The organism is Comamonas sp. MYb396, from assembly GCF_037479555.1.
In the GTDB taxonomy this organism is placed as follows: Bacteria; Pseudomonadota; Gammaproteobacteria; order Burkholderiales; family Burkholderiaceae_C; genus Comamonas.
Genome location: NZ_JBBGYU010000001.1, coordinates 284,452 through 298,601, shown reverse-complemented (window position 1 = coordinate 298,601; position 14,150 = coordinate 284,452). Strand labels below are relative to the sequence as shown.

The 14,150-nt window shown below is 63.9% G+C and carries 13 protein-coding genes and 3 tRNA genes; 12 read left to right on the top strand and 4 right to left on the bottom strand.

From position 1 onward, the window contains the following. Nucleotides 1-122 precede the first annotated feature (122 nt). From iscR to WH265_RS01425, 12 genes are all read left to right on the top strand, one after another. Entirely contained in the window at nt 123-659 is a 537-nt protein-coding gene (gene iscR, locus WH265_RS01480; RefSeq protein WP_021025851.1) for a Fe-S cluster assembly transcriptional regulator IscR, read from the top strand. A gap of 152 nt (nt 660-811) precedes the next feature. After that, nucleotides 812-2,032 carry an IscS subfamily cysteine desulfurase gene (locus tag WH265_RS01475; protein WP_021025850.1) on the top strand — a complete coding sequence of 407 codons (1,221 nt, stop codon included), beginning with the start codon at nt 812-814 and terminating at the stop codon, nt 2,030-2,032. Between the two features lie 36 nt (nt 2,033-2,068). Further along, a complete protein-coding gene (iscU, locus tag WH265_RS01470; protein ID WP_021025849.1) occupies nt 2,069-2,467 on the top strand; it encodes a Fe-S cluster assembly scaffold IscU in 399 nt (132 codons plus the stop codon). Nucleotides 2,468-2,473: 6 nt separating this feature from the next. Beyond that, the gene (gene iscA, locus WH265_RS01465) at nt 2,474-2,797 is read left to right on the top strand and encodes an iron-sulfur cluster assembly protein IscA (RefSeq protein WP_021025848.1); all 324 of its coding nucleotides are present in this window, start codon (nt 2,474-2,476) and stop codon (nt 2,795-2,797) included. Nucleotides 2,798-2,912: 115 nt separating this feature from the next. Continuing rightward, on the top strand, nt 2,913-3,431 hold the full coding sequence (hscB, locus tag WH265_RS01460) for a Fe-S protein assembly co-chaperone HscB (RefSeq protein WP_027010646.1): 519 nt from the start codon (nt 2,913-2,915) through the stop codon (nt 3,429-3,431). 126 nt (nt 3,432-3,557) lie between these two features. Then, nucleotides 3,558-5,423, top strand: coding sequence for a Fe-S protein assembly chaperone HscA (gene hscA / locus WH265_RS01455; RefSeq protein ID WP_339557097.1), 1,866 nt, complete (start codon nt 3,558-3,560; stop codon nt 5,421-5,423). Between the two features lie 29 nt (nt 5,424-5,452). Continuing rightward, nucleotides 5,453-5,791 carry an ISC system 2Fe-2S type ferredoxin gene (gene fdx, locus WH265_RS01450; protein ID WP_021025845.1) on the top strand — a complete coding sequence of 113 codons (339 nt, stop codon included), beginning with the start codon at nt 5,453-5,455 and terminating at the stop codon, nt 5,789-5,791. Between the two features lie 71 nt (nt 5,792-5,862). Then, nucleotides 5,863-6,579 carry a DNA polymerase III subunit epsilon gene (gene dnaQ, locus WH265_RS01445; protein WP_339537163.1) on the top strand — a complete coding sequence of 239 codons (717 nt, stop codon included), beginning with the start codon at nt 5,863-5,865 and terminating at the stop codon, nt 6,577-6,579. 58 nt (nt 6,580-6,637) lie between these two features. After that, a tRNA-Val gene (locus WH265_RS01440) sits at nt 6,638-6,712 on the top strand. Between the two features lie 39 nt (nt 6,713-6,751). Further along, nucleotides 6,752-6,826: transfer RNA gene (locus tag WH265_RS01435), tRNA-Val, on the top strand. A gap of 37 nt (nt 6,827-6,863) precedes the next feature. After that, a tRNA-Val gene (locus tag WH265_RS01430) sits at nt 6,864-6,938 on the top strand. Between the two features lie 200 nt (nt 6,939-7,138). Next, nucleotides 7,139-8,281, top strand: a complete 1,143-nt coding sequence (locus WH265_RS01425) for a hypothetical protein (RefSeq protein ID WP_339557096.1) — start codon at nt 7,139-7,141, stop codon at nt 8,279-8,281. A 39-nt stretch (nt 8,282-8,320) separates the two neighbouring features. On the opposite strand, the gene WH265_RS01420 is transcribed toward WH265_RS01425, so the two are convergent. The 4 genes from WH265_RS01420 to WH265_RS01405 form a co-directional block, all read right to left on the bottom strand. Then, a complete protein-coding gene (locus tag WH265_RS01420; RefSeq protein ID WP_339557095.1) occupies nt 8,321-9,739 on the bottom strand; it encodes a TolC family outer membrane protein in 1,419 nt (472 codons plus the stop codon). Between the two features lie 81 nt (nt 9,740-9,820). After that, entirely contained in the window at nt 9,821-10,156 is a 336-nt protein-coding gene (locus WH265_RS01415) for a rhodanese-like domain-containing protein (protein ID WP_116923977.1), read from the bottom strand. Nucleotides 10,157-10,209: 53 nt separating this feature from the next. Further along, nucleotides 10,210-10,923 (bottom strand): protein-L-isoaspartate O-methyltransferase family protein, encoded by a 714-nt coding sequence (locus tag WH265_RS01410; protein WP_021025840.1) that lies wholly within the window; start codon nt 10,921-10,923, stop codon nt 10,210-10,212. A 60-nt stretch (nt 10,924-10,983) separates the two neighbouring features. Next, nucleotides 10,984-14,148 carry an efflux RND transporter permease subunit gene (locus WH265_RS01405; protein ID WP_339557094.1) on the bottom strand — a complete coding sequence of 1,055 codons (3,165 nt, stop codon included), beginning with the start codon at nt 14,146-14,148 and terminating at the stop codon, nt 10,984-10,986. Nucleotides 14,149-14,150 lie beyond the last annotated feature (2 nt).

Here is a 14,150-nt window from a genome sequence, read left to right as displayed (position 1 = left end):
TATCGATGAATGGGACCTACCCTGCATGCAGGGTGGAGCGACAGGCTACGACGATGTCATTGCGGGTGGCTTGCTTGCATTGGGCGTCTATGGTTATCAAGCCTGACCTCTAAGGAACGATTATGCGTCTCACCACCAAAGGCCGATTTGCAGTGACTGCAATGATTGATCTGGCTTTGCGCCAGAACAATGGCCCGGTAACTTTGGCTGCGATCAGCCAGCGTCAGCAGATCTCGCTGTCGTATCTGGAGCAGCTGTTTGGCAAGCTGCGCCGCCATGAACTGGTGGAGTCCACCCGCGGCCCCGGTGGCGGCTACACCCTGGCCCGCAAGGCCGCTGAGATCACAGTTGCCGACATCATTGTCTCGGTAGATGAACCTATTGACGCCACGCAGTGTGGCGGCAAGGAAAACTGCATGGGTGAGGCCGGTCGCTGCATGACGCACGAACTCTGGGCATCGCTGAACCAGCGCATGGTGGAGTTTCTCGATTCTGTCACCTTGCAAAAGCTGGTCGATGACCAACTGGCCAAGGGCATCCAGATCGAAGACAAGCCCATCGTGCGCCGCGCTATCTCGACCACGCCGGTTGTCAAGCCCATCCGTGTCACCGCACCGAACTCGGTGTTTGCACTGGGCAATGTGTTTGCCAAATCCTGATTGTTGATGCGGCGCTGGTCGCCGCATCCCCCGGTGCTCTTCGCAGTGCCGGGAGGCCTTGTTACGCCCTGAACCGGGTGCGGCAAGTTCATTCGATGATTGCGTTTTGAGTTTTTGCGGGTGCCCACCAGCACGCGCCAGTAGAGCCAGATATGGACACGACCCCACACTTCCCTATTTACCTTGATTACGGCGCCACCACGCCCGTGGACCCCCGCGTGGTTGAAGCGATGATTCCCTGGTTGTCCGAGAACTACGGCAACCCTGCATCGCGCAGCCATGCCTGGGGCTGGACGGCGGAAGAGGCGGTTGAAAAGGCCCGTGCGCAAGTCGCCGCGCTGATCAATGCCGATCCGCGTGAAATCGTCTGGACCAGCGGTGCCACCGAGTCGGACAACCTGGCGCTCAAGGGCGCTGCGCAGTTCTACAAGGGCAAGGGCAAGCACCTGATCACCGTCAAGACCGAGCACAAGGCCGTGCTGGACACGATGCGTGCGCTCGAGCGTGAAGGCTTCGAGGTCACCTACCTGGACGTCAAGGAAGACGGTCTGCTGGATCTGGACGTGTTCAAGGCGGCGATTCGCCCCGACACCATCCTGGTCAGCGTCATGTTCGTGAACAACGAAACCGGCGTGATCCAGGACATCGACACCATCGGGAACATCTGCCGCGAAAAGGGCATCATTTTCCACGTCGATGCGGCCCAGGCCACCGGCAAGGTCGAGATCGATGTGACCGCGCTGAAGGTCGACCTGATGAGCCTGGCCTCACACAAGACCTATGGTCCCAAGGGCATTGGCGCGCTGTACGTGCGCCGCAAGCCCCGTGTGCGCATCGAAGCGCAGATGCACGGCGGTGGCCATGAACGCGGCATGCGTTCGGGCACCTTGGCGACGCACCAGATCGTCGGTATGGGCGAGGCTTTCCGCATTGCCAAGGAAGACATGGCCAAGGACTACGCCCATGCCAAGGCGCTGCAGCAGCGCATGCTCGACGGTCTGATGGACATCGAACAAGTGTTCGTCAACGGTGACCTGAACCACCGCGTGCCGCACAACCTGAACATCAGCTTCAACTTCGTCGAAGGCGAATCGCTGATCATGGGCATCAAGGGCCTGGCCGTGTCCTCGGGTTCGGCCTGCACCTCTGCCAGCCTGGAGCCCAGCTATGTGCTGCGCGCGCTGGGCCGCAGCGATGAGCTCGCCCACAGCAGCCTGCGCATGACGTTTGGCCGCTTCACGACGAATGAAGACATCGACTACGCCGTGGCTTCGATCCGTGAAAACGTGACCAAGCTGCGCGAGTTGAGCCCCCTGTGGGAAATGTACAAAGACGGTGTTGATCTGAGCACCATCCAGTGGGCTGCCCACTAAAGCCGGCGCAGCCGCTAACTGTAAAGAGGTACCAAGATGGCATATTCCGACAAAGTGATTGATCATTACGAAAACCCCCGCAACGTGGGCTCGTTCGACAAGGGTGATGAATCGGTGGGCACCGGCATGGTCGGCGCTCCGGCTTGCGGCGACGTGATGAAGCTGCAGATCAAGGTCAATGCCGACACCGGCGTGATCGAAGACGCACGCTTCAAGACCTACGGCTGCGGCTCGGCGATTGCCTCGTCGTCGCTGGTGACCGAATGGGTCAAGGGCAAGACCTTGGACGAAGCCGCTGCGCTGAAGAATGCACAGATCGCTGAAGAGCTGGCTTTGCCACCGGTGAAGATCCACTGCTCGATCCTGGCTGAAGACGCGATCAAGGCGGCGGTCAACGACTACAAGGCCAAGCACACCGCCAAGGCGGAGGCTTAAAGCGCCATGGCTGTCACGCTTTCTGAGTCGGCTGCGCGCCACATCAACCGCTACCTGTCGCGTCGCGGCCATGGCGTGGGTGTGCGCCTGGGCGTGAAGACCACCGGCTGCTCGGGCCTGGCCTACAAGCTCGAGTACGTGGATGAGGCAGCGCCTGAGGACGTGGTGTTTGAAGACCATGGCGTCAAGGTGCTGGTCGATCCCAAAAGCATGGCCTACATCGACGGCACCGAGCTGGACTTTGTGCGCGAAGGCCTCAACGAGGGCTTCAAGTTCCACAATCCCAACGAGCGTGATCGCTGCGGTTGTGGCGAGAGCTTCAGAATCTGAGGCCTCGGGTTCAGGCGCCCGGTTGGCCTTCATGGGCTGACCCGGCCTTGTTTGTCGGCATCGCTGATGCCAAAACTGCAAACCGCCTGTGCTTTTGCCAGGCGGTTTTTTCATGATGAATCTGCAATCCAACGATTTTGAACTGTTCGCCGTGCCGCTGCAGTTTGCGCAAGATGCCCAGCAATTGGCTGAGCGCTGGAAGGCCTTGCAAAAGCAGGCCCATCCAGACCGCTTTGCGTCGCAAGGGGCTGCCGCCCAGCGCGTGGCCATGCAGTGGTCGGTGCGCATCAATGAGGCCTACCAGCGCTTGAAGGACCCGCTCAAGCGCGCTGCCTACCTGTGCGAGATGCATGACGCGCCCATCCGCGCCGAGGACAACACCGCCATGCCCACTGCTTTTCTGATGGAGCAGATGGAGTGGCGCGAGGCGCTGGAAGACGCGCAGAGCCAGACCGACGTTGATGCCTTGGATGACCAGGTCGCCAGCGCGCGCCGCACGATGCTGGCGCGCTGCCAGCAGCTGCTGGATGTGGAGCGCGACTATGCGCAAGCGGCCCAGCAGGTGAGAGCCCTCATGTTTGTTGCGCGATTTAGCGGCGACATCGACCGCCGCCGCGAGCAACTGGGACAATAGGCTTTTGACCAAGGCAGGGCGGCCCACCAGGCCGCACAGCATGCCTTGGCGACACCCCCATTGAGACCGCTGCCTCCGCGCGCCCGCGCGGGCCGCAGGCAAGAGAACACAAGATAGATCGCATCCATGGCACTGCTCCAAATTTCAGAACCTGGCCAATCTCCCGATCCGCACCAGCGCCGTATTGCGGTGGGCATTGATCTGGGCACCACGCACTCGCTGGTCGCTGCCGTGCGCAACGGGGTGGCCGAATGCCTGCCGGATGACGAAGGCCGGGTGCTGCTGCCATCGGTGGTGCATTACCACGCCAATGGCAAGCGCGATATCGGCTATGCGGCGCTCGCCCATCCCGGCGTGGATGCCGCCAACACCATTGCCTCGGCCAAGCGCCTGATGGGCCGCAACCTGGACGATATCCATGCGCCCGAGCAGCTGGCCTATGCACTGGTGCAGCCCGAGGGCAGCGGCATGGTGGCCATCGAGACCGTAGCCGGTCTCAAGACCCCGGTGGAGATCAGCGCCGAGATTCTGGCCACCTTGCGCTACCGCGCAGAAGACACCTTCGACAATGACCTGTATGGCGCGGTGATCACCGTGCCAGCCTACTTTGACGATGCGCAGCGCCAGGCCACCAAGGATGCGGCCCAGCTCGCCGGCATCAAGCTGCTGCGCCTGATCAACGAGCCCACTGCTGCAGCGATTGCCTATGGCCTCGATAATGCGTCCGAAGGCATCTACGCCGTTTACGACCTGGGCGGCGGCACCTTTGATATTTCCGTGCTGCGCCTGACGCGCGGCGTGTTTGAAGTCATCGCCACCGGCGGTGACTCGGCGCTGGGCGGTGACGACTATGACGCTGCACTGGGCCAGTGGGTGCTGGAGAAAACCGGCGGCGCGGTGCAGAGCGCGCAGGACAAGGCGGTATTGCGCCTCGCTGCCAAGGCCGCCAAAGAGGCGCTGACCGATGCCGACCAGGTGACGTTCTCCGCGCAGCTGTCGGGCCAGGATATTGCGCTGCCGCTGAGCCGGGCCGATTTTGATGCGGCCACCCAGGCCTTGACGGCCCGGACCCTGACGGCCGTGCGCCGCGCGCTGGCCGATGCCCAGCTGGCCAAGGACGAGGTGCAAGGCGTGGTGATGGTGGGTGGCTCGACGCGCATGCCCCAGGTGCAGACAGCCGTTGGCAACTTCTTTGGCAAGCCGCCGCTGACCAACCTGAACCCCGACGAGGTAGTGGCCCTGGGCGCCGCGATCCAGGCCAACCAGCTCGCCGGCAACGACACCAATGGCGACCTGCTGCTGCTCGATGTAATCCCGCTGTCGCTGGGCATCGAGACCATGGGCGGCCTGGTCGAGCGCATTGTCAGCCGCAACGAAACCATTCCGACCGCACGCGGCCAGGACTTCACCACCTACAAGGACGGCCAGACGGCCTTGGCCATCCACGTGGTGCAGGGCGAGCGCGATCTGGTGGCCGATTGCCGCAGCCTGGCGCGCTTTGAGCTGCGCGGCATCCCGCCCATGGCCGCGGGCGCTGCACGCATCCGCGTGTCCTTCACTATCGATGCCGATGGCCTGCTGAGCGTGGGCGCGCAAGAGCTGGTGAGCGGGGTGGAGGCGCATATCGATGTGAAGCCCTCGTACGGCCTCTCGGACGACCAGATTGCCCATATGCTGCGCGACAGCTTCAGCACCGCCCAGGCCGATATGCAGGCCCGTGCGCTGGTCGAAGCGCGCGTGGATGGCGACCGCCTGCTGATTGCCACCCAAAGCGCGCTCGATGCCGATGGCGACCTGCTGACTGACGCCGAGCGCAGCCAGGTCGACGCACTGATGGACCAGCTGCGCCGGGCCCTGGCCAGCAGCGAGAGCGCCGCCGAGATCGAGGCCAGCACCGATGCGCTGGCCAAGGGCACCGAGGCCTTTGCCGCCGAGCGCATGAACCGTGGCATCCGCCAGGCCCTGGCCGGCAAGAACGTGCAATCCATTTAACCGACTACAGCAAGAAGAACCACATTCCCATGCCTATCATCAAAATCCTGCCCCATGCCGAATACTGTCCCCAAGGCGCCGAGATCAAGGCGCCCACCGGAACGTCGATCTGCGAGGCGCTGCTGGACAATGGCATCAACATCGAACACGCCTGCGACATGAGCCGGGCCTGCACCACCTGCCACGTGATCGTGCGCCAGGGTTTCGACTCCATGGACCCTTCCGAAGAGGAAGAGGACGATCTGCTCGACCGCGCCTGGGGCCTGGAGCCGCAGTCGCGCCTGTCCTGCCAGGCCATTTTGGCGCGCGAGGATGTGACCGTGGAGATCCCCAAGTATTCGATCAACCACGCCAAGGAAAACCACTGAGCGTGGGCCGGGCCGGGCGCGCGGGTGCGAGCGGCTTTTACAATCGGTGTTTTGAGTCGAGGAAGCTGTAGATGTCGCGCCAAATTGTTCTGGATACGGAAACCACGGGTCTGTCAGTCGTCGATGGTGACCGTGTCATTGAGCTCGGCTGCGTCGAGCTGCTCAACCGCAAGCTCACCGGCAATAACCTGCATCTGTACTTCAATGCCGACCGGGAAAGCCATGAAGACGCGCTGCGCGTGCACGGCATCACCAGCGAGTTTCTGGCCGACAAGCCGCGTTTCCACGAGAAAGCCGAAGAGATCCGCGCCTACCTCGAAGGCGCCGAGCTGATCATCCACAATGCGCCATTCGACATGGGCTTCCTGAACAAGGAGTTCGAACGGGTGGGCATGCCGCCTCTGGTCAGCATGGTGAGCGGTGTGCTCGATTCGCTCTTGATGGCGCGCGACCTGTTCCCGGGCAAGCGCAACTCGCTCGACGCGCTATGCGACCGCCTGGAAGTGGACAATTCCGGCCGCGACCTGCACGGCGCCTTGCTCGATGCCGAGCTGCTCGCTGACGTCTACATCAACATGACGCGCGGCCAGGAGCAGCTGCTGTCGTCCGACAGCATGGCGTCGAACAGCAAGTCCAACGCGGCCATGGTGGTCAAGAAAGTGGATTTTGCGCAGTTCGATCTGCCGGTGATCCAGCCGTCGGATGCGGAGCTCGCTGCCCATGACGAGGTGCTGACGCAGCTGGACAAATCCAGCGGCGGCAAAACTATTTGGAGAAAATTGGCCTAATTCTCACAGCCAGCAAATATTTGCTGTCATAATAGAGGGCTTGACGGCGAGAGATTTTGGGTGATTAGCTCAGCGGTAGAGCACTGCCTTCACACGGCAGGGGTCACATGTTCGATCCATGTATCACCCACCAATCCATCGTCGTTGCGGTATGTCCCTTGGGGCATGCTTGGGGTGATTAGCTCAGCGGTAGAGCACTGCCTTCACACGGCAGGGGTCACATGTTCGATCCATGTATCACCCACCACCATTTAGTTTTGGCAGGCCTCTTTGGGGCGTGCCTGGGGTGATTAGCTCAGCGGTAGAGCACTGCCTTCACACGGCAGGGGTCACATGTTCGATCCATGTATCACCCACCAAACAACAAGCCTCTTGAATGTGATGTTCAAGAGGTTTTTTGTTTTTGCGCGCTTGTGCATGCGCTGCGCAGGCTGCAGCGCAGTCCACCACGCCGTTCATGTATCGGGCCTGTCGCTGCCAGGTAAATCCCGCCCCGGTGCTGCACCGCTGGGCCACAAAGGCCTAGGATGGCAGGTCTTGGGACTACCACGGTACCGCTATGACCGCTCGCACACTCGCTTTTGGTGTTGGCCTGGCCGCCTTGCTGGCTGGCAGTGGCTGGGCAGCTTCAAGCCCGCCATCCACCCCAGCATCGGCGCCACAGACCTGTACCGAACAGGCTTCAGACGCCTGTTACCAAGGCTTTGTGCTGCCAGGCCAGGCCGGGCGCATGCATTTCTATGCCTCGCAGGCGCCGCAAGCCGAAAATGCCGATGGATCTGGCGGGCCTCAAACGGCGCTTTTGATCATGCATGGGCACCCGCGCGATGCCAACCGCAGCTTCAAGGCCGCGCTGGATGCCGCACGCAAGGCGGGGCGCCTGGAGACGACCCTGGTCATTGCGCCGCTCTACCAGGTGGCCAGCGACAAGGCCGAGCGCTGCCGCACCAAGGGCACGCCTGCGCCGGAGCCGGGTGATGCGCTGTGGACCTGCGGCAGCTGGCTGGCCGGGCAAAACTCCCAGGCCGGCGCTGGCAGGACCCCGATCAGCGCGATTGCCGCGCTCGATGCCTTGGTCGCCCATATCCACCAGCGCTGGCCCAGCGTGCGCCACATCACCTTAGCGGGCTTTTCTGCCGGTGGGCAGATGCTCCAGCGCAGCATCGGCTTTGCCCAGCAGCCGCCTGCCGCTGTATCGCTGCGCTATGTCGTCGCCGACCCCGGCACCTGGCTGTATTTCGATCCACCGCGCCCGCAGCCCCAGCGCGCGGGCCGCGATGTGGACTGGGCTGCCTGCAGCGATGGTGGTTGCGACTACCGCATGCAACTGCCTCAAGAGGCATCCTGCCCGGGCTACCACGACTGGAAATACGGCACGCAGGCGCTGCCGTCCAGCCTGGGGCCCACCGCTGCGCAGGCGCGCGAGCGCTACCGCCAGGCGGATATTCACTATCTGGAAGGCGCGCTCGACAACCATGCCGGCAAGGGCACGAGCTATGGCGCGCTCGATAAATCCTGCGCCGCCATGCTGCAAGGGCCGTTTCGCCGCCAGCGAGGGGAGGGCTATGCCGCCTATGTGGCCCAGGTGCTGCAGCCAGCGCGCCCGCAGCCGCTGTCCATCGTGCCGGGCTGCGCCCATGATGTCGCCTGTGTGCTGCCCTCTGATGCAGCACGGCCGGCCTTGTTTGGCAGCCTGCCTTGATGGCGCGCTGTGCGGCCCTGCCCAGGCGCGTGGAGCGCTTTAGCGTGCGGGTGAGGGGGCGAGCTGGGTCGCAGGCAACGCGCCGGGAGCTGCGGCGGCGGGCGCCGTGCTGGTCAGCATGCTGCGGTCCAGCACCTCGATATCGTTCAGCGCCAAGGTGCCGGCCGCCTGCTTGAGCTTGAGCTGGCCGAGCAAGGTGTTGTAGCGGGCAAGGGCCAGGTCGCGCTTGGTCTGGTAGAGCTGGCTTTGGGCGTTGAGCACATCGATATTGATGCGCACGCCCACCTGGTAGCCGGTCAGGTTGGCATCGAGCGCGAGCTGGCTCGATGCCTCGGCGGCTTCCAGTGCCTTGACCTGGCTTGCGTTGGACTGCAGGCCAAAGAAGGCGCTGCGCACGTTCTGCGCTACGGTGCGGCGGGCATTGTCCAGGTCGGCCTCGGCCTTGCTCTCCAGTGCCAGCGTTTCCTTGACCCGGTTCTGCACGGAAAAGCCGGCAAACAGCGGCACATTGAGCACCACACCGACGGTCGCCTGGTTGGCGTTGTAGCCATGGGTGGGCATGGTGATGCTGCCCTTGGGGTAGAGCTGGCGGCCCACGGTGGCCTGCAGGTCCACGGTGGGCAGGTGGCCGGTTTCGGCCTTCTTGGTGTCCAGCCGGGCATTGTTGGTAGCCAGCTGGGCAATGCGGATCTGGGGTTGCTCGCTCTGGGCCTGGTCCACCCACATCAGCACATTGTCGGGCGTGGTCGCTGGCAGCAGCACCGGCTGCTTCAGCGGCCAGGGCTGGTTGCCGGGTGTGCCCACGGCGTTGTCCAGCGCAAGGCGTTTGACGGTCAGGTCATTCTCGGCGGCGATCTCCTGCGCGCGCACCAGGTCAAAACGGGCCTCGGCTTCGCGCGAATCGGTGATGGTGGCCGTGCCCACATCAAAGTTGCGCTTGGCAGCGGCCAGCTGCTCTTTGACGGCAGCCTTTTGGGCCTGCACAAACACCATGCTGTCCTGCGCGGCCAGCACATCGAAGTAGGCCTGGGCCACCCGCACCAGCAAATCCTGGCTCGCGGCATCGAGCTGCAGCCGGGCGATATCGCCGCCCAATTTGCCTTGTTCCAGCGCAATGCGGTTGGCCGGGCGGTAGAGCGGCTGGCTGGCCGTGATGCCAATCTGGTGGTCGGGGCCGTTCAGGCGCAGCTCGGGGTTGTTGATGGCCGTGTGGCTGTACTGCGACTGCGCCTGCAGGCCCACCTGGGGCAGCAAGCCTGCACGGGCCTGCTCGCCCCGGGAAATGGCTGCATCCAGATTGGCGCGGGCCGATTGCCACTGCGCGTCATAGCCGCTGGCCTGCTCCACCATCTGCATCAGGCTCTGGGCCTGGGCCGGCAACTGGGCCAGGCCCAGCAGCAGCGCAGCAGCTGCGGCGCAGGTTGTTCTCAGACGAGGCAGGGCAGGGGCTTGGCGCATGGTGCAGTAGGGGGAGGTACAAGGGGAGGCGCGGCCAGGCCAGAGGCCCGATGCCGCGCCGCAAACGGCGCGGGCCGCAGGTCAGTAGCGCGGCACCGAGGGGTCGCGCTCAGCCGTCCAGAGGTCGATGCCGCCGGTCAGGTTGCTGACCTGGCTGTAGCCCTGGCGCTCCAGGAACACGGCAACCTGCATGCTGCGCATGCCGTGGTGGCAGAGGCAGGCGATGGGGCGGTCTTCATCGAGCAGGTTGAGCGACGCGGGAATCTGCTGCATCGGGATATTCAGCAGCTCAAAACCTTCGGGCTTGACCGAGGCAGTCTGCAGCTCCCAGGGCTCGCGCACATCCAGCACCAGGGGGTTCTGGTCAGCATGCTGGGCCAGCCATTCATTGAGTTGCGCGGGGCGGATTTGCTCCATACATCACTTTCTGCAGCGCAGCCGGCCCCCAGGCCGCCGCGCTGCGGGGGTCATCAGAACTTGAAGCGGGGTGCCTCGGCAAAGCCCTTGAGGCGGGCCACCACGGTGTCCCAAGGCTGGCTGATCGTCAGCTTGCCTTGCGTGCGGGTGTAAACGGTGGTGCGCATCATCGGCTCGGTGCCCACAAAAGCGATCAGACGGCCGCCTTCCTTGAGCTTGTCGAGCAGTGCCGCTGGCACTTCGTAGACCGAGCCGCTCAGCACGATCACGTCATAGCTGCCGCCGATGGCCTGGGCGTTGGAGCCGTCTTCCAGCACCACATCGACATTCTTGATCTGGGCGCGGTGCAGGTTGGCGCGGGCCAGCTCGACCAGCGCAGGCTCGATCTCCAGCGAGGTGACCTGCTTGGCCAAGCGCGACATGAGCGCAGCCATATAGCCCGAGCCGGTGCCGATTTCCAGCACGTTTTCATGGGCTTGCAGCTTCAGATCCTGCAGCACGCGTGCTTCGACGCGGGGAGGCAGCATGCAGTGGCCATTGGCAACGGCTTCTTCGCCGTCATCGCCCAGCAGTGGCAGCTGGATGTCCATGAAAGCCATGTCCTGCAGGCCATCGGGAACAAATTCTTCACGGCGCAGCGTGCCGATCAGCGCCAGCACCTGTTCGTCGCCCAGGCTCCAGGGGCGAACCTGCTGCTCGACCATGTTGTAGCGTGCTGCGCGGTATTTATCATCCGTGCTGGGGGACATGTTCAGTGGCAAACTCATTGCAGACTCCGGTTGGCTTGTTGGGGGTGGGGCAAGAAAAAACCCCTTATTTTAGGCCGCTTAGGGTTCCATAGCGGGACGCCGCCACTTTTGGGCGGCCCATTTCGCAAAATCATCGAGGTAGCAGTACACCACGGGCACCACCACCAGGGTCAGCAGCGACGAGGTGATCACCCCGCCAATCACCGCCTGGCCCAGTGGCGCGCGCTGCTCGGCCCCTTCGCTCATCGCAAAGGCCAGCGGCACCATGCCAAACACCATGGCCAGGGTGGTCATCAAGATGGGGCGCAGCCGCACCTGGGCGGCCAGCAGCAGTGCCTGCTCACGGGGCAGGCCGGGCACCATCTGGCCGTCTTCGCCAGGCTGGGGCTGGCGGGCGCGTATCGCAAAGTCCACCAGCAAGATCGCATTCTTGGTCACCAGGCCCATCAGCAAGATGACGCCGATGATGGAGAACATCGACAAGGTGGTGCCAAACATCATCAAGGTGAGCACCACGCCAATCAAGGTCAGTGGCAGCGAGGTCATCAGCGCCAGCGGCTGCAAGAAGCTGCGGAACTGGCTGGCCAGAATCATGTAGATAAAGATCACCGCCAAGGCCAGTGCCGACAGCGCGTAGCCAAAGGACTCCTGCATGTTCTTGGTGCTGCCGGCAAATTCATAGCGGTAGCCGGGCGGGAAGGTGGTCTGCGCCAGCACCGCGCGGATATCGGCGGCCACTTCGCCGGCGCTGCGCTGGTTGGCGTTGGCATTGAAGGCGACTTCGCGGTTCATCGCCCGGCGGTTGATGCGGTTGGGGCCGGTGGTTTCGGTCAAGGTGGCCAGCTGGCTCAGGCGCACCGTATGGGGCTGGCCATTGGCGCCCATGGCGGTGAGTGGCAGCTGGGCCAGCATCTGCGGGTTTTCGCGCGCCTCGGGCGCCAGGCGCACTCGCACGTCATAGGTCTGGTTGTCGCCCGCGCGCCAGTTGCCCACCGTGTCGCCTTCCACCAGGGTGCGCAATGCGGTGGCCACCTGGCCCATCGGCAGGCCCAGGTCGGACGCGGCATCGCGGTTGAACTGCAGCTGCACGATGGGCTCGCGCTCCAGCACGCTGCTGTCCAGGTCCACCAAGCCGGGGATATGCTGCAGGCGCTCGCTCACCTGGCGTGCCAGACGTTCCAGCTCCTGCAGATCCGGGCCTTGCAGCGAGAACTCCACCTGCTTTTGGCCGCCCACCGCTTCGAGCAGGCCCACGTGCGTCACCTGGATGCCGGCGATCTGGTTGAGCTCCGCGCGCAGGCTGGCCGATATCTGCTGCACATCCTGGCTGCGTTCGCTGCGGTCCACCAGGCGCACATACATGCTGGCGTAGTTCTTGCCGTTGGCATTGCCGGTGTTGATCGTGGTCAGCGTGTAGCGCACGGCCGGGTTGCGGCGCACCACGTCCTCGACCTGGCGGGCGCGGGCCTCGGTCGCTTCGACCGACGCGCCCACCGGCACATTGAAGCGGATCTGGGTTTCGGAAAAATCAGCGCGCGGCACAAACTCGGTGCCCAGCAGTGGCAGCAGCAGCAGGCTGAGGATAAAGATCGCCAGCGCCACCAGCAGGCTGGTCAAGCGGTGGCGCAGCGCCCAGGCCAGCAGGCGCTGGTAGCCGGCGCTCAGCTGCTCGGTGGCGGCCTCAAAGCCAGCCAGCGCCCGGTCGAGCGCCCGTGCAAGCCCGTTGCGTGCGGGCTTGCCGCCCTTGTGCACGCTGGGGTCATGCCAGACGCTGGAGAGCATCGGGTCCAAGGTAAAGCTGACAAACATCGACAGCAGCACGGCGACCACAATGGTCAGGCCAAACTCATGGAAGAACTTGCCGATGATGCCGCCCATAAAACCAATGGGCAGAAACACCGCGACGATCGACAAGGTGGTGGCCAGCACGGCCAGGCCAATCTCCTGCGTGCCTTCCAGCGCCGCGCGGTAGGCGGATTTGCCCATCTGCAGGTGGCGCACGATGTTCTCCCGCACGACGATGGCGTCATCGATCAGCAGGCCCACGCACAGCGACAAGGCCATCAGGGTCACCATATTGATGGTGAAGCCAAAGGCATACATGAAGAAGAAGGTGCCGATGATGGAGATCGGCAGGGTCAGGCCGGTGATGACCGTCGAGCGCCAGGAATGCAGGAACAGAAACACGATCAGCACGGTGAGCACCGCCCCCTCGACCAGGGTCTGGCGCACGTTATCGACGGCCACGCGGATCGGTCGCGAGGCATCGGCAATCGGCTCCAGCCGCAGGCCCGGCGGCAGCTCGGGCGTGATCTCGGCCACTGCGCGGCGCAGGCCGTCCACCACCTCGATGGTGTTTTCCTCCTGCGATTTCTGGATCGACAGCAGCAGGGTGCGCGTGCCGTTGTACAAGGCCAGGTTCTTCAGCTCCTGCGCGCCATCCTGCACGCGCGCTACCTGGTGCAGGTAGATGGGCGCGCCATTGCGGCGGGCGACGATGATCTGGTTGAAGTCCTCGGGCCGCTTCATGCGCGAGTCGATCTGCACCAGCCGGTCCTGCTCGCGCGAGCGCACCGAGCCCAGCGGCAGATCCTGGTTCTCGCGGCGCACGGCATCGGCTACTTCGCTCGCCGAGATGGACAGCGCCTCCATCTGCTGCGGGTTCAGGTAGACATTGATCTCGCGCGGCGTGCCGCCCACCAGGCTCACCGCCCCCACGCCGCGTACATTCTCGAGGCGCTTCTTGAGCACCTGGTCGGCCCAGGAGGTCATCGCAATCGCACTGGGCGGCGTGCCCCGGCTCGGGTCAGGCAGCAGGGCCAGCGACCAGACGGCGGCGTCCGCCGGGTCAAAGCGGATCACGCGCGGGTCTTTGACCTCGTCGCGCAGCAAGGGGCGCACGGCCGCGATCTTCTCGCGCACATCCTCAGCCGCGCGGCGCCCGTCCACATAGATCTGGAACTCCATGATGATGACGGCCGTGCCCTCGTAGCTGCGCGAGGTGAGGGCGCTGATGCCGGCCACGGCGTTGACCGCTTCCTCGATCTTCTTGGTGACTTCGCTCTCGACGATCTCCGGCGCGGCGCCCGGATAGTCCACGGTGATGACCACTACCGGAAAATCGATATTGGGGAACTGGTCGACCTTGAGGCGCTGCAGTGAGAACAGGCCCAGCACCACCAGTGCGGCCATCATCATCGTGGCCAGCACCGGGTTGTTCAGGCTGAGGCGGGTGAACCACATGG